The organism is Azospirillum fermentarium, assembly GCF_025961205.1.
GTDB lineage: Bacteria > Pseudomonadota > Alphaproteobacteria > Azospirillales > Azospirillaceae > Azospirillum > Azospirillum fermentarium.
Window position 1 is genome coordinate 412,150 of the sequence record NZ_JAOQNH010000002.1, and the last position, 21,758, is coordinate 433,907.

The following is a 21,758-nucleotide window of genomic DNA, read 5'->3' on the forward strand; positions in this document are numbered from 1 at the left end:
GATGGTGACGGCCATGAGCCAGATCGAAGCCACCCCCCTTTCCCCCCTCCTGGGAGCGCGGATCACCGGCTGCTCCCTGAAGAACGGCATCACCGGGGCCGAGGCGGAGACGCTGCGGCGCCTGCTGCGCACCCATTACCTGCTGGTGTTCCACGAACCGGACCTGGACGCCGAGGCGCATGTGCGGTTCGTCGGGCTGTTCGGCACCGTGCGCGGCTCCCTGAACGACGGCCGGCCCTATTCGATGGTGACCGCCGGGGTGGACGAGGGGATCGGCTATCACGCCGATTTCAGCTTCACCCGGGTTCCCCTGCCCGTGGTGTCCCTGTGGGGGGACGAGGTGGCGGGGGACGGCGTGGCGGCGACCGGCTTCATCAACGTGGTCCGGCTGTGCGCCGCCCTGCCGGCCTCCCTGCGGGAGCGGGTGGCCGGGCACACGGTGTTCCATGCCTCCGACATCGTGGATGTGGGCCAGCGGTCGGGGCAGCGGCTGAGCCGCGCCGACGTGGACCGCCGGGCGGTGGCGTGCTGCGGCACCAGCCACCCGGCGATCCTCGCCCATCCCGAAAGCGGGGAGGAGATCCTGTTCGTCAACGAATACCTGTCGGTCGCCGTGGACGGCATGGACCCGGAGGAAAGCGACCGGCTGCTCCAGGACATCTTCACCCACCTCTACGCGCCGCAGAACATCTACACCCACCGCTGGCAGCCCGGCGACCTGATCATCTTCGACAATCTGGCGCTCCAGCACTGCCGCACGGCGGGGGCACGGCGGCTGTTGCGGCGGGTGATCGTCAGCGAGCCGCCGCTGGCCGACATCATGCCGTCGCGGCTGCCGCGCGCATGAAGCTCTACAGCCCTCTTCACCGGCACCACGCGGAGGCCGGGGCCCGCTTTCTCGACTGGGGCGGCTGGCAGTTGCCCGCGGCCTACGCGTCGGTGGAGGAGGAGGTCCGCCTTGTGCGGACCCGTGCCGGCTTCACGGAGTTCCCCTTCCTCAGCCACCTGATCGTGTCGGGAGCCGGCGCGCTGGCGGGCCTGCAGACGGTGTGCAGCCGCGATCTCGCCGCCTGCCCGCCGGGGCAGGGGCTGTACACCCTGATGCTCGACGGCGGCGGCGGCGTGGCCGAGGACGGCATGGTCTTCCGCCTGGACGCGGAGCGGTTCCTGGTGACCGTGCCGGGGCCGAACCCCGCCAGGCTGCCGGCGGGCACCGGCTTCTTCGGCGTGCGGGAGCCGAAGCCCTGGCTTGCCGGCATCCGTGGTGCGGGCCTGTCCGTCCACCCGCTGGGCGTCACCGTGATTTCGGTTCAGGGGCCGCAGACGGGGGCGATGCTGCGCCCGGTGGCCGATGTCCCGTCCCTTCCCCTGCGGGCCATCCGCGCTCTGACGGTGGGTGGGGTGCCGGTCCTGTGCGCCCGGACCGGTTTCTCCGGGGAGGCGGGGGTGGAGTTCATCGTCTGGCCGGAATACGCCGCGGCGCTGTGGGAAACCCTGGCGGACCTGGGCCGGGCGGTGGGGGCGGCCCCCTACGGCATCGGGGCGGCGATGATCCTGGGGTTGGAAAAAGGCTATGTGAACGCCAACGACTTCTATCCGGGGGCAACACCGGTGGAACTGGGCCTGGACTGGCTGGTCGCCCGCCGCAAGGCTGATCTGGCCGGCGCCGGCATCCTCCGGCAGCGGCGGCAGGAGGGGGCGCGGACCCGGCTGGTGGGGATCGAGATGGCGGACGGCGGCCCGGTTCCCCGCACGGGGCAGGCGCTGACGGCGGCCGGCGCGCCGGTCGGGCGCATCACCAACGGGGGATACAGCCCCACACTGGGCAAGCCGATCGCCCGCGGCTGGGTGCCGGCGGCGCTGGCCGTCGCCGGCACGGCCGTGGAGATCGACGACGGCCAAGCCCGCTCTCCCGCCCGCATCGCCGACGGCTACCGCTGGTATGACCCGGCCAACAGGCGGCTGCATCTGTGACCGCCGGATTCATATCCACGAACGGCGGCAGGGGAGGAAACGGCATGGTCCGTCCGGCAGAGGTTGTGGGTTTCTGGCTGGGCGATTCGCCGTCGGCCCCCGACCCGGCCCTGGAGCGTCACGTGGCCCGCTGGTTCAAGGCCGATGCGGCGTTCGACCGGCTCATCGCCGACCGTTTCGGGGCGCTGGTGGAACAGGCACTGGCCGGCTCCCTGGACTCCTGGTCCGGGACGGCGGCGGGGCGGCTGGCGCTCATCCTCCTGCTCGACCAGTTCACCCGCAACATCTTCCGCGGCTCGCCGCGGGCCTTCGCCGGCGACGGGTCCGCCCAGGCCCTGACCCGGACGGGGATCGCGCTGGGGCTGGACCGGAAGCTGTGCCCTGTGGAGCGGCACTTCTTCTACCTGCCGCTCCTGCACGCGGAGGACGCAGAGACGCAGGCCCTGTCGTGCGCCTGCTTCGCCCGCCTGCTGGAAACGGCCCCGCCGCACCAGCGGCAGCATTTCTCGGCCTGTTCCGCCGCGGCGGAGCGCTACCGCCGGATCATCGGGTGTTTCGGCCGTTTTCCCCACCGCAACCCGATCCTGCAGCGGGTGCCGAGCGCCGCGGAGGAGGCTTTCCTCGCAACCGGCACCCTGCCGGCCGCCGCCGGCTGAAGGAAGGAACGGTCACCCCCGCTCATGCGGGGCGGCTGCGAGATGATGGAAAGCAGCGAAGGCATCGCTGCGGCGCTCATAGCGAACGACGATGCGGCGGAAACGGGCGAACCACGCCAGGGTGCGTTCGACCTTCCAACGGTGGCGGCCACGGCGCTCGCTGCCCTCGGCAACGGTGCGATCACCGCCCACAGTTCGTCGCTCACCTCGATTCGGATTTCAGGCACGAAGCTCTCGGTGGATGCGCACACCGGGCCGGGATCGACAGCATCATGGCCGCTCCAGCACGTTCACCACCCGGCACTGCGTCTCGGCATTGGAATTCGGGGGCTGGGATATTCCGATCAGCCGCACAGCATCTGTTCGATGACAGCGGGATCGAGTTTCTCCAAGAGTTCTTCGATGATCGACGCGGAAAGGGCATCGCCGATGATCTCCACGCCGTCGTCGGTGTGGCGGATGCGGATGCGCAGACGCCGCGCGTTCTCAGCCACATCATAATCGGTGGGGTGAAACAGGTCGGGGATGCTGTCCTTGAACCGGTACTCGGTCATGATCTTGGTCCTTCACCAGCGCCCGGCGACCACACCGTGGCAGGTGGGGCAGTGCCCATCGGTGAGCCGGATCCGCCGCAGCGCCCAGACATCCCGTTCGACGACCTCCACCCCACACCCCGGACAAAACGTGTTGCGCGCCGACGGCCCGAGAGCCCGCTCAACATAGACATGATGGAGGCCGGCATCATGGGCTATGTCCACTGCCTGCGACAGCACGCCGGCCGGCGTCGGCTTTGCCCGCTGCATGCGGAAGTCGGGGACGAATCGGACGAGATGCCAGGGCACGTCGCGGCCATAGGTGGCGATCAACGCGGCGAGCTGACGCTGTGCCGCTGCCGTGTCGTTGAGACCAGGAATCAGAGGCGTGCTGATCTCGACCCAGACCCCCCTTTCCAGGAAGCGGGTGATCGCCGCCAGGACGGGCGACAGGGGGGCTCCGGTCAGCGCCTCGTGCTGCCGGTCGTGCGCTGCCTTGATATCAATGTTCACGGCCGCCAGATGGGGGGCTGCGGCGTCGATTGCAGCGGCGGTGATGAAACCGTTGGATTTCCAGACGATCGCAACGCCACGTTCGGCCGCGGCCTCGCCCAGTGCAAGGGTCAGCTCCACGGCTAAGGTCGGTTCGGTGTATGAAAAGGCAATGGCAGCCTTCGCCTCGGTGGCCGCGTCCAGAACCGCCGCCACATCGACCGGTGCTGCCGTCCAGGGCACGGAAGGTTCCCTGCCATACTGCGACAGCCGGTAGTTCTGGCAGTACAGACAGCGGAAGCTGCACCCTGGCGCCGATAGCGTCAGTACCCTGGTGCCTGGTCGGTAATGATAGAAAGGCTTGCGTTCCACCGTGTCCAAATGCTGAACCGCCGTTGCGTGGGCCAGCGTCTGCATGCCGCCGTCGCCATGGCGGCGCACGCCGCACTGGCCGACGGCGCCCGGCCCGAGTTTGCAATGGTGCGGGCACAGGGTACAGCGCAGCTGGCCGGCGGTTGGTTCGGAAAAGGCAGCGGGGGTCCATTGCATGCGCGCTTCCACCACCTATGCTGCTTCCGCCGCGATGTGGCTGGCCAGAAGTGTGTCGCCGGCTTCCCGTGCCGCAGCAAGATAGGCTTCCCGAATCGACCGGCACTCGGCGGCGGGCAAGGCCAGCCGGCCGTGTGCAAGGGCCGTTTCATAGCCTTGCTGCACCAGATCGTAGCGGTTGGCTACCCGACCGTAGTCGCCCAGCAGAGCCCAAGCTTGCGCGGCCGCCGCGTCGGTGCGGTGTCTCGCATCTGTCAGGATCCGGCGCGCTTCCTGGGCCGCGGGCTGCCCAACCGTGAGGAAGGCCTTGGATGTCATGCCCGAGATCGTCAGATGGCACGCCGCAATTCCGAGCAAGGCGCCAACCCGGTCGAAGCCACTCCACAGGAAATCATCAGCGACTGTCTCGAAGTGGGGCAGGGCCGCTGCATGGTTTCCAGACCGCATCAGCAGCCGGGCCGCCGTCATCGGTTCACCGGCCCGCGCGAATGCTTCCGCCGCCCGTTCGGGCTGGCCGGTCTCCTGCCAGCAGGATGCGGCCTCCCCCCATTCCCGGGCGCGCTCATAGGCGACGGCGGCACGGCACAGCAATTCCCGGCGCAGCACAGCCACCTCTTCAGGGGAGGAGCACAAGCGCGCGATTGTGCCGGACGGACCCCGTTCCACCTTGCATGCCTCCCTTCTTATCCGTCCAGATCGCCGCCCAACTCATAAAAGCTCAGCGATGGGCCGGCCTGCACAGTCACCACTTCGCCGGGCGGTACCCCCAGGGCGGCGAGCGGACGGCCGCGGAGCGCGTCGTCATGACCGACCGAACGCACTGTTTCCGGCACCCGTGCGCCGCCACAGCGCGAACAGCGGGCGGCGCTTTCGGGAAACGCGCTCAACAGTTGGCCGACCGCTTCGCCGTCGTGGCAGCGCGGGCAGGTGAGACGCACCAGAAAGTCACGGCCCAGAAGGACTTCACCTGGGTAACCCGATGGTTCTGCCTTTTGCCCGATGCCAGCAATGTCGAGCAGGTCAGCGGGTGTCAGCGTTGCCGCGCGGTGCGGCAGTGTGACCACCGGCTCAAGGGGCTTGTGTGGCGCCCGGCAATCCGCGGTGCGTTCCAGGAGCGAGCGATGCAGGGTTCCCGCCGCTCCGTTGTAAACGATCGCTTCGCCGGCGTTGACCGGCTGCCTGCACAGAAATTTCAGCGCCTCGTGCGCCATCAACCCGGCAACCACTGCGGTGGTGGTGACCAAGGTTGCGGCCGGGAAGGCGGCCTCTGCCGCGTCCGCCCGGAAACCGGTGCAGGAGCGGCGCTCGGTGGCGCGTGCGCGGTCGATGTCGTCGAGCAGGCAGCTGAAGCAGCTTCCCGGCCCCGCCATGAACCAGCGGCACTCTCCCCCCAGGGCCCAGGTGCCACCGTCCAGGTGCGGAATTCCCGCCAGCGCGCACAGCGCGCCGAGATGGGCACGGGCAGCAAGGTTGTCGAGGCAGCCAATGGCAAGCGTGGCATGCCGGAGCCGCCCCAATCCGACATCGCGGAACAGATCGCCAACAATGCTCGTAACCCGCGTTTCAGCATTCAGCCGCGCGAGGCCATTTGCCGCCGCCTCGGCTTTTGGCCGTCCGATGTCGGCCTCTGAAAAGAGCGCGGTGCGGCTGAGGTTTGAGCGCTCGACCTGATCCATGTCGATGACCACCAGGTGGCCGATGCCGAGCAGCGCCAGATTCTTGAGCACCTCGTTCCCAAGCGCGCCAGCGCCGGCGACGACCACCGTGGCTGCGCGCAGCCGGTCCTGCTCCAGCCATGTGATCAGGCGCTGGCGTGCATAACGGTCATCGGCCATCATGCCCGTCCTCGGCATAGGAATGGCCGGTGATCGGGCAATGCGACTTGCCATGCCGCCCGTTCCATTCGTTCCAGCAGGTGCGCTTCAACGTCACGTCCTGATGGAAATACACCCCGCACGACCGCGCACAGGCGACAACATGGTCGCCCGGCCGAATGTCGAACCGGCACCAGGGACATTTGCGCCCAATGATCGGCGAGTCCGGCGAGACCCGCACCAGGTCGTAGTCACCAAAGGGCTTCCAGATGGACTGCAATCCCGCCATGAACTGCGGCGTCAGCGCGGCGGGCGGCCGTTCAGGGCCCCTGGGCGTTTCCGGCCCGGCGTCGGCCGACGACGTTTCCGAAGGCCGGAACGTGCAGGCCGGGATCGTTTCCTCGTTGAAGTGATCGTAACGCTCCTCCCGGCACTGCCGATGGCCCTGGAACCATGCCGACCAGCATTGCAGCCCGAAGCGCTCGTCATCGTGATAGGCGCTGCCGCAGTCGGGGCAGACCCGCACCCGGTCACCTTCCCGGAACATGTGATGGCAATGGCAACAGGTACCGGCATACCACTCCGAATGCGTGGTGGTTACCCGCAGCGCCAGCGCGGGCAGGTTCGCGTTGCGCGGGTCGCCGGTTGCGGCGATGCCGTGGTCGACCTCCACGCGAAGGATTTTTGATAGGCCGATCAGACCTCTGCGGCTTGCGCCAGCCGTCGGGTTCATCGTGTCGTCCCGCTCGGGGAAATGATGGGGCGGTATGCTAGTCCTGTGCGCCACGCTCTGTCCACAGCAATGTCCTGAAATACTATAGTATTCATAAGAATGCATACGGAGCTCATCAAGTGATGGTGCCGATTTTTGTGGTTTTCGATTGAATCGTCATCATTATGAACTTAGAGTGTTTGGGAAATTGCAAGTCGGTTGCGGCTGGCGATCCGAAGGGGCTGTGAGATAAAAATGAGCCTGCCTTCATTATTTCTTAGCTACAGCAGCAAGGATGTTCATCTCAAGAATCAGGTAGTCAGCCATTTCAGCGCCTTGAGGCGTGCCGGCATCATTGATATGTGGACCGACGATAGAATTGCCGTTGGAGATTATTGGCGACAGGAGATCGAAGAGGCCATCGAGCGCGCCGCAGCGGCGGTTTTTCTGATAACAGCCAATTTTCTGGCATCGGATTTCATTAACGATGAAGAGGTGCCAAGACTTCTGGAACGGCAGCGGAAAAACGGTCTTGCCGTTATTCCGGTCATCGCCCGTCCTTGCGCCTTTGAACTCGTCAAGTGGCTGGACCCGGTACAGGTGAGGCCGCGCGGCTACGCCGTCTGGTCCCCAGGCAGCGATCCGGACATTGCACTGGCGAACATAACGAGGGAAATCGCCCATATTTTCAAGAATGCCGGGCATACGGATCGCCGGACGGACCATCTCAGGATTTTCAGCGTCCGGATAAAGGCGCCGGATGGCACAATGTACGAAGCAAATGGCTCCGACGCCCTGATCGTCGGTGAAGTCTTGGATGCCTTCATCGAGAGTTGGCGATCCCCGCAGGATCAGCGGTCCAGCCCAATGCGGTTTTCCCTTCACCTTGATGCCGAGGGGGCACCCAAGCTGGACACGTCGATCTCGTTGCGGGCTGCTGGAGTCACGGCATCCTCGACGTTGCGGTTGGACGCATCTCCGCTGGTTCGAACGGACACCGTGGGATTGACCGTGATGGTCGATAACGACGGTCTGTATAGTGTCGCCAGTTCCCTTGATGTCACTGTCGAGGAGTTGGCATCCGATCTCCTGACAACACCGTTCACGGAACAGGACATTGTGGTCGAGCAGTTGGCTTCGGCAGCGCAGCCGGCGCGCCGGCTGACACTGGACCAAACCTTGTTCGACGCGTGCGTGAACGACCGCGCGTGCCTACGCATCCAACGCCGAGTCCACCATTGATAATGGCTGCAACCATGACACCTGCAACTTGCCTTGTGCTCCGCCCGCCACTTCCGCAGTCAAGCGATGGGGAACTGAATTACAAATCCGTAACCAAAGCTCTTGAGATCGCTATACCGCAGGCGAACCTCACGCCGCTGGACGATACGCAGATTGGGGGTGAGGAGGTTCGCGATATCACGGAGTCTCTGGTGGAAATGGTGCATCAGGCCGATATTGTCGTGGCCGACATTGGTGGTTACATGTTGAATAGTGAGGAGCTATCGCAGCTTCTTCCGATGTATTATCTTATCGGACTCTCTCATGCGATTGGTAACAAAACGATACTTGTTGCTCGAAATCGTAAGAATATTCCAGCTATACTGCAAGGTATAAGTTTTCTCCTTGCTGATGGTATGGACTTCATTAATCTTTTTGCGGGTGTCGTGAACAGGATTTCTTCTCCCCAACAGAAGTTTACCAATCCGGTGCAAAAATATCGCAGCCGAATCCTCCAAAAGGTGGGCGCGCCGAAACAGGCAGAAGAAGCCGGTCGGCAGGTTATGACTGACGAGCTGGGGGCAAGCGGAAAGAAGATTATCTTTCGTCCGATCAAGAAATAGACGCTTTATTTTTTATTGTCATGATGGAATAAATCCCGGTTTTCTGAATTATTTCGATTTAAAAGGCACGTTGCGGTCGAGAGGCGAACCCAGGAAGGAAATCAACGATGACCGATAATCTCTTAATTTACTTTGAGGGTCCGAGCGGCGAGCGGTTCGATGCGGACGTTCCCTGCGACATGCGTTTGGGTGACCTCGCCGCTGATTTCTTTGCTGACCGTCGGTGGCCGGTCAGCGACGGCAACGGACGCCGCCAGCGGGCAGTCGTCGAATTGGTCAACCCGGACAGTCCGGGACAGACGAAACGTCTGAACAGCCAGTCAACCGTTGAGGAAGCGGGCCTTAGAAGCGGCGCCACGCTGAGAATATTTCCAGAAGCGATTGCTGGTGGCGTCGAGCCATACGAACACCAGAGAGCTCTTGTTCTTGATCATAAAGAAATGGAGCATATTTCAAAAATTAATGGTCGCATATCTTTTTCAACAAATAAGGATTTTGCTCCAGATTTTTATCAAATAGAATTCCGTTATACGAGTTTTACTGAAAAATACCCTGACGAAATTGAGCCGCGCACGGCTAAGGTCCACAAGGTTGAGATCACGCTCGGGGCAGATTATCCCCAGACCGCCCCCAGGGTGCGCTGGGTGACGCCGATCTTTCATCCGAACATCGCCCAGCCCGATGGGCAGGTTTGCCTGGGCGTGCTCAACGAGCGCTACGTACCGTCGCTGGGGCTCGCCAAGCTGGTGACGATGCTCGCAGAAATGATTCAGTGGCGCAATTTCGACGCCACGAACCCCTTCAACACCGAGGCGGCGGGCTGGGTGATACAAGAGACCAGTTGGCCCCCCATTGCCGCGATCGGCGGTCATCTGCACATCTTGCTCGAGCAGCTTCTTCCCATCACCCCGATCGACGGCCAATTGCCCATCGTGGTCCAGCGGCTTCTTGAGTGGTTGGGAAAGCACCCGATCCACGAGCGATCCAACGTCGTTTTTCGTCCGGTAGCCCGGACGAGCGGCCCATTTGTTTGATCGGGAGGCTCTTGATGAACACCGGCACCCGCTCTCTGCGCAATTTCTGCGTCGCCGTCTACGACGCCGAAGGGAACGTCCTTCAGCACTATCTTGCACCGAACTCCCTGATCGTCCCCTTCGTCAACCGGCTGTTCGACGAAGTGCTCGACGAGCACAGCGTCACCGAACCGTTTTTCCGGCTTTACACCAAGGCCGACACCGAGTTCCTGCGCTCCCCCCGGCCGGCCGGGCTGACCTCTTTGTATGGAAGGCCGTTCGACCCCGCGGCGCAAGGGCTGCCCGAGGTGCGCCTGCTGCCCGATGCCCGGGTGCGCCATGTGGAGATCGTTCTTGGCGACCTGCAGCAGGAACTGTTCAAGGGGGCCTACACCGTCGATGACCTGTTTCTCAGTTTGGCCTACCATCTCGTGAGGAACGATCTGCTGAAGCGCCGGCCCTCGGTCAACGCCAATCTCTTCTACTACGCGCTGATCCCCAGCCCGACGCTGACGGTTACCGTGTCGAAGGCAGCGTTGCCCGATGACGCCTACGACGTGGAGGGGGTGTTTCGCCTGCCGCCGGTGCAGCGGCGGGAGTCGCGGGTGCAGTTCCGTCCCGTGCCGGAGCCGCCTTTTCCAGAGGTTCCCGCCGGCTTTCCGATCGTTCCGACGACGCGCCGAGGCAAGGGCGACCTTGGCAAGGGGCGCGTTATCATTCCACGCTCGCTCTACGACCAGATGCATGTCGGGCTGACGCTCAGCACCCGGAAGGAGCAGGGGGGATACGTGTTCGGAAACGTCTACCGGCAGCCCGGCAGCCCGGAGGACGAGACTTCCGATGATTTCCGCTGGGTTCTCGACGTTACCGATCTGCTGATGGCGGAAAATACGGTGGGCAGCGCCGTCAAGCTGCTGTTCACCGGCGACAGCTGGAGCAAGGTCAGCCGGCGCCGCGACAGCGAGTTCGCGGGCAAGCAGATGGCAGGCTGGTTCCACACGCACCTCTTCCCGGCGACCGAGGATTTCGGGCTGTCGCAGCTCGACCAGGATATGCACGGCTGGTACCTGCCCAAGCCGTGGCAGGTCGCCATCCTGCTCAACCTGGAAAATGATGGCCGCCGGACCGTTCGGTGTTACCAGCGCGGTCCGATGGGCGACCTCGTGGAAACGGAATTCGAGATCGCGGAGACAGCCGGGGAGCGACAGAACACGGGCTGAGAGCAGACCCAGCCCATCCGTTTCAAAAACCTGCCGTCAGGGGCGCCGATGGCCATCGTCTTCCGAAAAGTCTCCTCATCGGGTTCAGATCCCGCACTGGCGGTGCCGACGAGGGAACCGTGCGACGACCGGCGTGCGTGCGAGCGGGTGCTTCTTGATTTTCTCTGGTCCTTGCGTATGGGGGAGGCCGAGACGGGGGCGATTTTGTGGCCCTCTTCCGCGGTGCTCGCGTCGCTGGCTGCGGCGCCGCCGGCGTCTCTGATCGACGTGTTCGGTCTGTGCCTTGATGATTTGCTCGGCGAGATCGGCCCGAACGGCGGAGACTGGCGCCGCCTTACCCTGACCTCGGCGGTTTTCGGCATGGCGCTTGCGGCATACAACGCGCTGTGCGATCGGTCGCCGGAGGATGATATCGCCATCAGCGATACTCTTACCCTGGTCTACTCCCTGCCTCCCGCGATGTCGGTTGCCGATGCCCTAGGCTATCATGCGGTGCTCCGCCATGTCGTCAATCGCATCGATGGCGCCGCTCCGCATCGGGACGCCATCCTCCGCCCACTCGTCGATCTCTGCCCGCTGACCACCATCCTCGCGCTGGATCGGATCGCCCCCGCCCCGCTGGCTGGTCTTGCGGCTGAACTTCTGCCGGGGTGGACAATCGAACCGGTGGCGCGGTCGCCCTGGACGTCCGCCGACATCTGGCTCGACGCGGTGGGTGCGCTTGCCGACGCTCCGTTCATCGGCCGCTGCGTGCGGCGATGCTGGCTTGCTCTGCCCCGCAGTGCTGTGGCGTGCCGGAATCTGGGCCTCGTGCTGGAAGCTCTGCGGCAGCACGGACGCCACAGGGAATTCCTGTATGCGTTTTACGAAGCCTACGAATACTTTCATGCAATTCGCCCGGCCAGTGACCCGTCGCGGCGGCACTGGGCTGTGCTCGACGATGTTGCGCGTCTGCTTGCGGCGGCAGACACATCGGCCCCGCACCGTGCGCTTCGGTTGCAGCAGCGTGCCAGGAGCCGGTTCCTCTTCTTTCACCCGCTGCTTCAGTTGATCATCAGCGAAAGAGGAATTCCGAGCACGTTGAATCATTTGCGGGATCTGCCCATCGCCGCCGCACATTACATAGACCTTACCGCCGCCACGTCCCGCCCGGCACGGATGGATATGTCCGACATCGAATTCGGGGAAGACGCGCCATGACGGGCAAACCGCTCGATTTACGTCTGGACCTGGGACCGCACAAGGACGAGGCTCTGGCCTTTCGGCGCGTCAGCGGCGCGGTAACGCTGCGCGACTTCCTGACGCGTTTTGCCGCCCGTACGATGGTGCCCATCGCCGATGCCGACTTGGATCGGCCGCTGCGCGATGTGAACGTGATCCCGGTGGCATTCGGTGCCTCCGCGGAGCCGGCCCTCGCGCCGGTGTCCCTGCCGCCGGCCCCGGATGTTCGCGCCCAACTCGACGGCCTGTTCAACCAAGACAAGGCGGACACGTCAGCGCCCAACGATTTTCCGGCAGGCATCACGGACAACGAGGCGGTCCGTATCGCGTACCGGCGACAACTCGACGAAATCGCCAAGCATCTGAAGCATGATTTTTCCGTGCTGGTGGTCTGTGACAAGATCCTGACCGGTCTGATTTACGAGCACGTCTGCCAGCGTGCCGGCAAGAGCCCCGTGCTGGACACCCAGAACGGCGAGGACCGGCAGAGTGAGCGGGATGCCCTGCGCAGTGCCTTGCAGGGGAGCGACGGAGCCCAGTCCACGCTCCCCACCACCATCCGCAACCTGAAGGACAATCAGGTTCTGGTGCTGCGCTCGGTCGATCTGTTCGACAAGCCACAGCTGATCGAGACGCTTTACCAGACCAACAGCGGCGGCCGTCTGCCGCAGATTTTCGGATTTCTTGATCCATCGCTGGAGGTCAAGAAGGTGCTGACCGACCGGTTCGCCGTGCACATCAGCATGGTCGGCCTGCCGCGCTATCTCAACGCTGGGGACGGCGAACGTCCGGTCCATGCCGTGAACCGCCTGATCACCGCCGACGAGCATGCCCGCTTCGAGGCGTTCGATCCGGAAGACCTTTACAAGAACGTCTCCGGCCTCAACGTCATCCAGTTCCGCAACGCAATGCGATTCGTCGGGGCGACCGTCGCCCCGGGAAGCGACACCCGTCACATCTTCGATGTGATCCGCCAATTCAAGACATCCTCGACCGGCGAGATCGAGATCCCCGATATTTCCTTCGAGAATATCGGCGGATACGATCATGTGAAGCAGGAATTGAAGCGCATGATAGATCTGGTCGCCGGGCGGGTGCCGGGCCTGTCCGAGCAGCAGCGCGAGCGGCTGATTCCCAAGGGGTTTATCTTCCACGGCCCCCCCGGAACCGGAAAGACCCTGTTCGCCAAGGCCATCGCCAACGAAATGAACGCGACGATCCAAATGATCTCCGGCCCGGAGATCATGGACAAGTACGTTGGCCAGAGCGAGAGCAACCTCCGCCACATCTTTGCCACGGCGCGGCGCAACGCGCCGTCGGTCATCTTCTTCGACGAATTCGACAGCATTGCCAGCCAGCGGTCGAGCTATTCCGATGGCAGTGCGCGCGCCAACAACGCCGTCGTGGCCCAGCTCCTGACCGAGTTGGACGGGTTCCGCGGCGACCAGTCCGTCTTCGTTATCGGCACGACCAACCGCCTGGACATCATCGACGAGGCGCTGCTGCGGCCGTCGCGCCTTCGTCCGATCGAGATCGGCCTGCCCGACTACTTCGCGCGCCGCAGCGTGGCGTCCATCCACGCCGAGACCTTCGGCATCAACCGCGCCGTCAAGGATCTGTGGGAGACGTTGGCGCCACTGGCTTCCGCCTCGGCCGACGGCGCGGAGACGATGATTCAGGGCGCTGTGCTCGACTCGCTTTTTACCCGCTACCCCGCTCTTAAGGCGCGCTACGAGGCGGAAGCGCAGTCACTGGCCATTACCCGTGAACTCCAGGGCGTTCTGTCATTGATGAGGGCGTCGGCGACGGAAGCGGCGGAGGCTGTTCCAGGATTGTTCGGCGAAGTTGAGGAGCGGTTGCGGCAGATCGGGCTGCCGTCCGCCACCTTGTCACGCGACATATCGGACCTCTTGGAGCTGACACGCACGCCGTCCGGTGCCGGCGCTGCGGCCGGGCCGGAGGGACTCATCACCGGTCTGCTCGACTTGGTGGCCGAATACACCGAAGGTTTCAACAACGATGAGATCCGGGCGATATTCCAGGAAGCCAGCATGGAAATGCATATGGATGGCCAGCTCATCACCCCCCGCCACCTGGGGATCAAGATCGGTCTCATCCGGAAGCGGCGCGACGAGCGTCAGGTGGTCCACCTGACCGCCGCGCGCGGCCGGCGTTAAGGCGTGCGACAGAAAGATGGACCATTCCATGGATCAGCAAACGCTCATTGATCTCGGCCAGATGGATGATGTTGCCAATCTGTTGGAGGCGCAGTTCATTGGGCGCGGTGAAATGATCCGGCTTCTGGTCGTTTGTGCCGTTGCCCAGGAACATCTGCTCGCGGTCGGCCCGCCAGGGACGGGCAAGTCGCAGCTGGTGCGCCAGTTCGCGCTGCTGTGCGCCCCGGAAAACAGCGGGCAGCAGGCCCGAATCCCTTACTTCGAGTATGTGCTGACGCGCTTTACCGAACCGAACGAGATCTTCGGGCCTGTCGATATCCTTTCCCTGCAAAGCGGTGGCGTGTTCCGCCGTAACGTGGCGGGCATGCTTCCACAGGCGGAGATCGCCTTTTTCGATGAAGTGTTCAAGGCCAACAGCGCCATCCTGAACTCTCTGCTCGCAGCGCTCAACGAGCGTATGTTCCACAACGGTTCGGAGCGTATCGAGCTGCCGTTGCTCTTCGCTATCGGGGCGACCAACGTCATTCCGGACGATGAGGAGCTTGCCGCCCTGCGGGATCGCTTCCTGGTCTGGGCCGCCGTCGATAACGTCGAAGAATCCCAGCTTCCATCGCTGTTGCATAAGGGGTGGGAATTCGAGCTGACCCGCATCGCCGAAGGTGCAAAGGCGTTCCGTCAAGTCAACGTGACGACCACCGACGCGTTGCGCCGGTTGCACCGGACATTGCAGCACGTCAACTTGGATCCGGTCCTCGCGGTGTACCGTGATGTGATCCGGCGCATCCGCACCGCCGGTATTCCCATGAGCGACCGGCGGGTGGTGAAACTGTTGAAGCTGATCGCCGCCGCCGCCCTGCGGCGCAACAGCATGACGGCATCGCCGGCCGACCTTTGGGTGCTCCGTCACGTTTGGCAACGCCCCGACCATATGCCGCTGCTGCGCGGCATCGTGGATCCCTATGTCGCGGCCCACCAGGACGAGGACGGCACGGCCGGGCTCGGCGACCTCGGCCGGATTCAAGAAGAGTTGAGCGCGCTTGCTGCTCGCGCCTCCCGTCTGAAGACGGACGCCGACTTTGCCGATCACCTGCAACAGCTGGAAGGCTTGCGCCGCACCGTGCTGCGCTGGCGTGGCGGTGTGGGTGGCGGTGACACGGAGGCCGCCGATTCCGTGCAGCAGCGCATCGATGGCATGGTCGAGGAGCTGCTTACGGTCCTCGAAGGTTTGCCCTGATCCAACCCAAACGGCACCCGCCCGCTTTCGGAGACAAGGAATGTGCAATCCCCGCCGCGTTCTGGTCCAGGTCAACAGGGCCGTGGATGAAGCTTGGCAGCGCTTGGTGACGGAACAGGCGACGGCGAGCACGGAGATCCGCGACCATGGCCGTTTTACCGTCGATGTGGCTCTCGACACGATGATGGGAAACCGGGCGCTCACGGTGCTCGAACGCTGCTTGGCCGGCGAGTTTCCCGAAGTGCAGGGCTGGAGCCGCGGTGACGATGGGGTCTACCGGCAGCGTGTCGGCGCCGTGACGCTGTGCTACCGCGCCGGCGACAGCCGTATGACGGTCGAAGCCGGAATGACCGAACTGGTGTCGGTCGAGGCGCAGGCGGAGGTGGAGGCCAGTGGCATCGTCCTTGGCGAGGTGGCGGCGGAAGCGGTCTGCAGCTATTTCGACGACGGCTGGGGCGGCTATACGGAAGACCGTGCGCGTGAACAGGCCCGCGCCGACGCGGACCGCCGGTTGGCGTCTGCCCTGGATTCCCTGCGCCGTGAACAGCAGGGCCAGCACATCGAAGCGGCTGTGGCGCAGGCGCGGAGTGATGCCCAAGCACAGGCGGACGCACGCCTGCGCGAGCAGCATGACCACCTGCGCGCTGCTTTGCGGCGACGCTTGCAGGCGAGCCTGGCCGATGCGCAGGACGCCGTACGCCATGCGATCAATCGCCTTGTGGGCGAGGTGTACCGCCAGACGCTTATCGAAATCGCCCGTCAGGGCGGCGGGCGCGTCGTCTCCGATCAGCGTGACGGCGCGGTCATGGAGCTGGAAATCGAGCTGTGATCGGGATCATCCTGAAAGGAAGAAGACCATGAGCGATCAATCGAGCCGCCCCCCGGTGCGTGTGCGCCTGCGCTACAATCTGCTGACCGGCGCCGTTGAAGAATTCCTGGTCGATGATTTCGCCGCGGACCGGTCAGAGCAGTACCATGATCGCGTTGCACAGGTGGTTGCAAGCCAGTTGGTCCGCGATCCGCGTGTGGTGGACGCCGGCGCGCGGCTGTCGGCCTCGCCCGGCCATGCTGCTTCAGAGGACGAGAGTGCGGAGACGGACCGGCGGCGCGACCTGGAACGACGGTAAGCCGTACACTTGCCACTGTCTGGGTTCAGGGTCTGCTCCATGTCCGATACGCCGTACGCCGATGATGCCATCTGTTCCTTCTGCGCAAAGCACCGGCGCGATGTGGACCTGCTGGTCACCAGTGCGGAATGCCGCATCTGTGACGAGTGCATTGAGTTGTGCGCCGATATCATCGGACCGGAGCGGCAGGCGCCGGATCCACCCCATACCCACCCACCCGCACCCGATGGTGGCGGCGAGCGGTGTTCGTTCTGCGGCCGGCAGCATAACGAGGTGCACAACCTGATCGCCGGGCCTGGCTGCTTCATCTGTTCCTTTTGCGTTTGGAATGCCCACAGCATTCTGGCGCAGCGTAGGGAAGCATGGACAGCATTGCGGCCCGGCGCGTCGGCGAAGCGGTCGGCCTGCAGCTTCTGTGGCAAGGCCAGCACGGAGGTCTGGCGGTTGATGCAGAAATCGCAAGGCCATATTTGCGACGAGTGTGTGGCCGCATGCATTGACATGCTGGACCGGAACCTGGGCAAGAAGCCCGGGACCATCGAGGACTGACCCGTGACGACGGCAGGCGCGGACACCGGCAGCACCGAAACCTGCACCTTTTGCGGCAAGCACCGCAACGCCGTCCGCTTCTTGATCGTTGCGTCGCATGGCGTGGCAATCTGCGAGGCGTGCGTTGGGCTGTGCAGCGACATGCTGTTCGTCGAGGAACCCTTGAGCCCCGCGGCCGCCAAGCGCCGGCTGTTTGCCCCGGCGGGGCCGCCGCGGACCATCGCCGTGAATCCGGACGGCTCCGGTGACTACGCCACGATCCAGGAGGCGGTTGCGGCTGCCAACCCCGGCGATACCGTGGAACTGGCGGATGGCGTCTATTTCGGCGAAATCCTTATCGATCGCCCGCTGACCCTGCGGGGTGGCGGGTCTGACCGCTGCTGGCTGTCCGCCGAGGTCTCGGGCGGGCGCGTGATCGTCGTGACCGGCACCAGTGGCGTCCACATTGCCGGCCTGCGGATCACCGGGGTGCCGACGTCGGAACTGTCGGCGGTCTGTATCGATGTCTCGTCCGTGGACATCGCGGACTGTCGCATCGAGGACGGCGGCAAGTTCGGGATCGCGGTGACGGGCGGATCGCGGCTGACCGTCACAGGAGCGACGATCGGGACCAGCAGCGCGGCTGGTATCGCCGTGGGTGACGCCAGCGATGTCACCCTCCAGGCCTGTCTTGTGCTGGAGAATGCCGGCAGCGGCGTGTCCGCATCCGGGTCTCAGGTCGTGGTGCTGGACAGCGCCATGCGCAAGAATGGCCAGGCGGGGATCGCCCTTCTTGGGAAGAGTGCCGGACGGGTCCAGAATTGCGAGATCGCCGGCAATCGGCGCGGTGGTATCGTCGCCAACGGCGAGTCCACGATCCGGCTGATCTCCGGCACCGTATACGGGAACCTCCCGGTCGGGGTCTGGGTGCATGGGGGCAGTCATGCCCACGTCGAGAAGACGATCATCGCCGGGAACGGCTCTTGGGGAATCGACGCGACCGGCATTGGCGGCATGAACAACGCCACCTCGGCGGTGTCGCTCAACAACTGCTTCTGGGCGAATGGAAGGGATCTTACGGAAGGGGTCGGCAGCACCCTCGACCTGTTCGCCGACCCGTTGATCGTCGCCGACGATTCCGGAGCCTTAAGTCTCCAGAAGGGATCACCGTGCATCGGGGACACCCGCGCCGGCGATGGTATCGGTGCATCCATGGTGTCCAGAACCACCGCTCCGGCACTGACCCCCTCGCCGGAGCACCTGATGCAGCTGCGCTCGCTCTGCCTCTCCTGCGTCCGCGGCACCACCGTCCCGCGCCGGCAGGCGGTTGGCTGGATGGCGTCGGCGGCGGCAATGGGCCTTCCGGTACCGTTCGGCGTGGCGTATGATCTTGGCCTGCTGTTTCGGGGACGGCGCGGGCGGTTGTCGATCGCTTGCCCTCAGCATCTGCCGATGGACAGCGCGATGCAGAGCTACGTGGCATTGCTGCTGCGTGTTGCCGATCATCCCGTGACACAACGCATGGCGGCGGCTCGGGCGTCCGACCGGCTGATCGCGCTGGTGTTGACGCGCTTGTTCCGGGAGGTTCCCTGCCCCGAGGCATACCGTTTGCCGACCGGCGAGGCGGGTGAGCGGTTCCTCAACCGGCTTCGCGCCGCCCTCGCTGGCGCCGAGCCCGAACGGCTGTGGCGCGACACCCCCGCGGCAGAGCGGCCCAGTCCGCATGCCGTCTTTTCAGAGGCCGTGTGTGCCGTGATCGAGGCCAATCTGGCGGCCCTCGACATCGACGAACTCAGCTTCCTGGAGCGGCTGGTTTCCTGTGACGGGGATGAAAACCGCGATGCCTCCCTGGTCCGGCTCCTCACACTTACCGAAGCCGAGCCAAACGTGCGTCTGACGTTGGCCGGAGCCCGACGGCTTCTGCACGATCTGGCATCGCAGCCTGGTAGCGGCGCGGACCGGCACGACATGCCGCTCGGCGGCTATTGCGCCGTCACGCGCCGCCCGTCGGGGGGGGACCATGCTGTTGTCCGAGCTGGTCTATCCGCGCCCGTTCCTGCTGCACCGCATCGCCAACCGCGAAGCGCTCTATTATGAGCACACGCATGACCGCCGACCGGAAAGCACGCTGGCCTACATCATCGTTCAAGTCGGCTATGGCCTTGGCGGAAGCGGGGAAATCCTTGCGCGGGCGCTTCTGTTGGCGCTGGCGCAGCACGCGGCGGGATGCGGTTACCACGTACGCTACAGCTTTGCCGGCCGGACGTTGACCGGCCCGGAACCGCTCGACCGCCCGAGCGACGTTCTGCGCGCCCTTCAGTACCGGGATCCTGCCATTGCCGACGGCGCAGGAACATTGTCGGCGGTGTTGGAGCATCTCCAGGGGTGGCGGCGTACCTATCGCCGGCGCGAGGTGCTGTGGATCGTATCCGAGTGCTTCGACGCCGACCATGCCGATGAGCACGCCGAACTGTACCATGCGCTGGAGCGGGAAGCGTCACAGACCGCCTGGATCGTGTCATCGGGCCGTACGGCATCGCCCCTTCCGGCCCATCGCATGTTTCCCGTCCGGCATTATCTCGGCACGGGCATCCTCCACAGGCTGGTACCGGGCATGCCGCCGGTTCCGGCGTACGCCACCCGTCAAACGGAGATGGATCATGACCCGGTGTGACCGTGTTCTCGCCGATGGTTTGCGGTGCTCCGAAGCGGCGCTGATCGGCCGCTCTCACTGCCAGTCGCACGGCAGCCGGGTCACCTTCCGTCCAGCCGAAGACGTATCCCGGCGCCCGCCTGACGATGGCGTGGCATACGCCTGGAATTCGGGCGCGCCACCTGAATTTCCCAACCTGTTTTCCGACGATCGCCATATTCTTGTTGCCGACGAGGTGATGATCATCGTCGAGCCGGAGGACGGCGGGATGCGGCGGGTTGCCGCGATGATGTCGGCGCTGAGCGAAACGGTGGCGCTCAGTGATCCGGTGCGGCTTTACCGGGCGGCGGAGGATGTCTGTTTCATCCACCTGATCCGTGCCTATGGCGGTTACGCGCTCTCGCGGCACTATGACCGTCTGGCGCAACCCGCCAAATTTCTGGGTGCACGGATGTTCATCGGCCGTTTCCCCCAGTTTGTTGCCTACCGGGACAGTGGCGCGCTGCGTGGCTACGACGCGCTGCCGGGTGACGACAGAGCCGGAAAGATGCTGGTGCTCACCGCACCGGACGGCGTGCGCCGGATCGCCATTGATTCCCTGAGCGAACAGCCCCTCGACGCGCTCCTCGCCGGGGTTCCGGCGCGGCGGGCGTCCGCCGAGGCACTGCCGGAAACGGCGTTTCTGCTGGCGCCGTTGGCACTCTACCGGCTGGTCGCCCGCAGCTTGGCGGCACGCGGCATCACCCACCGGGTCGCGCAATTCTCCGAAACCGGACGCGGGCTGGTGCTGATCGAGGTGGCCGGTCAGACCGACGACGCCATGAGCCCGCTGACCCGTCGTGACGCTCTGCTGTCTGTGGCCCGGCTTCCAGGCGTTTCCGTGCTCCGCATGGACTATAGGACAGGCGATCAGCGCATCCTGGTTGAATGGGAGCATCAGGCTCCGTTCAGTCTCCACAACGCCGTTACGGCGTTCGGTCCCCGGGAGTGGCTGATTGTGCGCTCCGCACCATCACCGAACATCCGGCTTCCCGACGGGGCCGTGCTGGTCGATCCGGCGCTCGAGGACACCTGCACCATCCTGCCGCGTGTCGCCCGTGCGCCGGAACCGGGCGGCACGCGGCGGTTCTCGTTACCGATCCGGCTTGCTCGGGATTCGGCAGGCCGGCGGGAAATCGCCGCCCTCTGCCTGACGCCGGAGCAGACGGAGCGCCTGCGGACGCTTCTCTACCGCCTCCCCATGGAGAGCATGTCCTGCTGTCTCATCTTCCGGGGGGCCGGGCGAACCATCCTGACCGGCCCTGAGGAGATGCTGCGCCGGATTCCGCTCGGGGAGCCTTTCTACCGCTACGGCGGTACTGCGCTGTTCCTGCCGCTTGGCCAATCGCTGATACCGGCGGTCACGGCTGAGATCATCGTGCGCGTTTTGGGTCTGCAAGCCCACACCTACACTTTTCTGACCGCCGCGTGGCGGATCGATCTGCGGAAAGAGGATTTCCTGGTTCTGGATACGGCGCTGAGCGCCCCGGCGAGTCCCCGGATCCTTGATGTTCGGTTCCAGCCACCTCCGCCTTTGTTCAGCTGGAGCGCTCCACAGATGTCAGGAGACGACCAGGAGGACGCGGCGCCGAAGCAGCACCTGCTCAACCGTCTGTCCTCCTGGCTCGGCACTCCCAAGGGAGCGCCCGGAGCGGGGGTTGGTACGGATTCAGCCCCAGCCGACCGCAACGCGGGTGCACCGGCACGCCCCGACCCGGACGCATCGCCAGCGCCAGCCATCCGCTTCAACGCCATCCAGACGCCCGGCGCCGGGGCCGACACGGGCGGCCATCCGCAGTTCGGCGGAGACTGGTTGTCGTTGGCCCGAGCCTGCGAAAGCCAGGGTGATTTCCTGGCGGCCGCCGTGTGCTATGCACAGGCGGGCGATGACGCTGCCAGTGCGTCCTGTTACCGCAAGGCCGCGCGCGCTCTGCCAGAGCCGCCGGCGCCGGAGCAGGGATAAGGACGGATG

At 64.7% G+C, this 21,758-nt stretch carries 21 protein-coding genes and 1 pseudogene; 16 read left to right on the top strand and 6 right to left on the bottom strand.

Annotated elements, in window-relative coordinates; all coding sequences use genetic code 11:
- The first annotated feature begins 13 nt into the window (after positions 1-13).
- Genes M2352_RS16775 through M2352_RS16785 form a run of 3 tightly spaced genes read left to right on the top strand, consistent with a single transcriptional unit; the run spans position 14 to position 2,630 of the window.
- Positions 14-847 (top strand): TauD/TfdA dioxygenase family protein, encoded by an 834-nt coding sequence (locus tag M2352_RS16775; RefSeq protein WP_264665706.1) that lies wholly within the window; start codon positions 14-16, stop codon positions 845-847.
- Positions 844-1,974, top strand: coding sequence for an aminomethyltransferase family protein (locus M2352_RS16780; protein ID WP_264665707.1), 1,131 nt, complete (start codon positions 844-846; stop codon positions 1,972-1,974). Before M2352_RS16775 ends, M2352_RS16780 begins: the two co-directional genes overlap by 4 nt.
- A gap of 44 nt (positions 1,975-2,018) precedes the next feature.
- Positions 2,019-2,630, top strand: a complete 612-nt coding sequence (locus M2352_RS16785; RefSeq protein ID WP_264665708.1) for a DUF924 family protein — start codon at positions 2,019-2,021, stop codon at positions 2,628-2,630.
- A 12-nt stretch (positions 2,631-2,642) separates the two neighbouring features.
- On the opposite strand, the pseudogene M2352_RS16790 reads toward M2352_RS16785, so the two are convergent.
- The 6 genes and pseudogenes from M2352_RS16790 to M2352_RS16815 form a co-directional block, all read right to left on the bottom strand.
- Positions 2,643-2,798, bottom strand: a pseudogene (locus M2352_RS16790) (IS5/IS1182 family transposase); the annotation flags it as partial.
- A gap of 176 nt (positions 2,799-2,974) precedes the next feature.
- Complete coding sequence (locus tag M2352_RS16795; protein WP_264665709.1) at positions 2,975-3,184, bottom strand: radical SAM-modified peptide, FtsH ternary system-associated; 210 nt, start codon at positions 3,182-3,184, stop codon at positions 2,975-2,977.
- Positions 3,185-3,196: 12 nt separating this feature from the next.
- Positions 3,197-4,204, bottom strand: coding sequence for an AmmeMemoRadiSam system radical SAM enzyme (gene amrS, locus M2352_RS16800; RefSeq protein WP_264665710.1), 1,008 nt, complete (start codon positions 4,202-4,204; stop codon positions 3,197-3,199).
- 15 nt (positions 4,205-4,219) lie between these two features.
- A complete protein-coding gene (locus M2352_RS16805; protein ID WP_264665711.1) occupies positions 4,220-4,870 on the bottom strand; it encodes a hypothetical protein in 651 nt (216 codons plus the stop codon).
- 17 nt (positions 4,871-4,887) lie between these two features.
- On the bottom strand, positions 4,888-6,042 hold the full coding sequence (locus tag M2352_RS16810) for a ThiF family adenylyltransferase (RefSeq protein WP_264665712.1): 1,155 nt from the start codon (positions 6,040-6,042) through the stop codon (positions 4,888-4,890).
- On the bottom strand, positions 6,029-6,751 hold the full coding sequence (locus M2352_RS16815) for a hypothetical protein (RefSeq protein WP_264665713.1): 723 nt from the start codon (positions 6,749-6,751) through the stop codon (positions 6,029-6,031). Before M2352_RS16815 ends, M2352_RS16810 begins: the two co-directional genes overlap by 14 nt.
- A gap of 234 nt (positions 6,752-6,985) precedes the next feature.
- Here M2352_RS16815 and M2352_RS16820 point away from each other — a divergent pair, with 234 nt between their 5' ends.
- The 13 genes from M2352_RS16820 to M2352_RS16880 all read left to right on the top strand — a co-directional run bounded on the left by M2352_RS16820 (position 6,986) and on the right by M2352_RS16880 (position 21,749).
- On the top strand, positions 6,986-7,972 hold the full coding sequence (locus M2352_RS16820) for a TIR domain-containing protein (RefSeq protein WP_264665714.1): 987 nt from the start codon (positions 6,986-6,988) through the stop codon (positions 7,970-7,972).
- A 2-nt stretch (positions 7,973-7,974) separates the two neighbouring features.
- Positions 7,975-8,574, top strand: coding sequence for a hypothetical protein (locus M2352_RS16825; RefSeq protein WP_264665715.1), 600 nt, complete (start codon positions 7,975-7,977; stop codon positions 8,572-8,574).
- A gap of 107 nt (positions 8,575-8,681) precedes the next feature.
- Positions 8,682-9,608, top strand: coding sequence for a ubiquitin-conjugating enzyme E2 (locus M2352_RS16830; protein WP_264665716.1), 927 nt, complete (start codon positions 8,682-8,684; stop codon positions 9,606-9,608).
- 14 nt (positions 9,609-9,622) lie between these two features.
- Positions 9,623-10,807, top strand: coding sequence for a hypothetical protein (locus tag M2352_RS16835; protein ID WP_264665717.1), 1,185 nt, complete (start codon positions 9,623-9,625; stop codon positions 10,805-10,807).
- A gap of 48 nt (positions 10,808-10,855) precedes the next feature.
- Positions 10,856-12,007 (top strand): hypothetical protein, encoded by a 1,152-nt coding sequence (locus tag M2352_RS16840; RefSeq protein WP_264665718.1) that lies wholly within the window; start codon positions 10,856-10,858, stop codon positions 12,005-12,007.
- The gene (locus tag M2352_RS16845) at positions 12,004-14,205 is read left to right on the top strand and encodes an ATP-binding protein (RefSeq protein ID WP_264665719.1); all 2,202 of its coding nucleotides are present in this window, start codon (positions 12,004-12,006) and stop codon (positions 14,203-14,205) included. The genes M2352_RS16840 and M2352_RS16845 overlap by 4 nt, the downstream gene beginning before the upstream one ends.
- A 28-nt stretch (positions 14,206-14,233) precedes the next feature.
- On the top strand, positions 14,234-15,439 hold the full coding sequence (locus tag M2352_RS16850; RefSeq protein ID WP_264665720.1) for an AAA family ATPase: 1,206 nt from the start codon (positions 14,234-14,236) through the stop codon (positions 15,437-15,439).
- A 40-nt stretch (positions 15,440-15,479) separates the two neighbouring features.
- Entirely contained in the window at positions 15,480-16,268 is a 789-nt protein-coding gene (locus M2352_RS16855) for a hypothetical protein (protein WP_264665721.1), read from the top strand.
- Between the two features lie 28 nt (positions 16,269-16,296).
- A complete protein-coding gene (locus tag M2352_RS16860; RefSeq protein ID WP_264665722.1) occupies positions 16,297-16,566 on the top strand; it encodes a hypothetical protein in 270 nt (89 codons plus the stop codon).
- 39 nt (positions 16,567-16,605) lie between these two features.
- Positions 16,606-17,115, top strand: coding sequence for a ClpX C4-type zinc finger protein (locus M2352_RS16865; protein ID WP_264665723.1), 510 nt, complete (start codon positions 16,606-16,608; stop codon positions 17,113-17,115).
- A gap of 3 nt (positions 17,116-17,118) precedes the next feature.
- Positions 17,119-19,191 (top strand): right-handed parallel beta-helix repeat-containing protein, encoded by a 2,073-nt coding sequence (locus M2352_RS16870; protein ID WP_264665724.1) that lies wholly within the window; start codon positions 17,119-17,121, stop codon positions 19,189-19,191.
- The gene (locus tag M2352_RS16875; protein ID WP_264665725.1) at positions 19,115-19,768 is read left to right on the top strand and encodes a hypothetical protein; all 654 of its coding nucleotides are present in this window, start codon (positions 19,115-19,117) and stop codon (positions 19,766-19,768) included. Before M2352_RS16870 ends, M2352_RS16875 begins: the two co-directional genes overlap by 77 nt.
- The gene (locus tag M2352_RS16880) at positions 19,755-21,749 is read left to right on the top strand and encodes a hypothetical protein (protein ID WP_264665726.1); all 1,995 of its coding nucleotides are present in this window, start codon (positions 19,755-19,757) and stop codon (positions 21,747-21,749) included. Before M2352_RS16875 ends, M2352_RS16880 begins: the two co-directional genes overlap by 14 nt.
- The last annotated feature ends 9 nt before the right edge of the window (positions 21,750-21,758 follow it).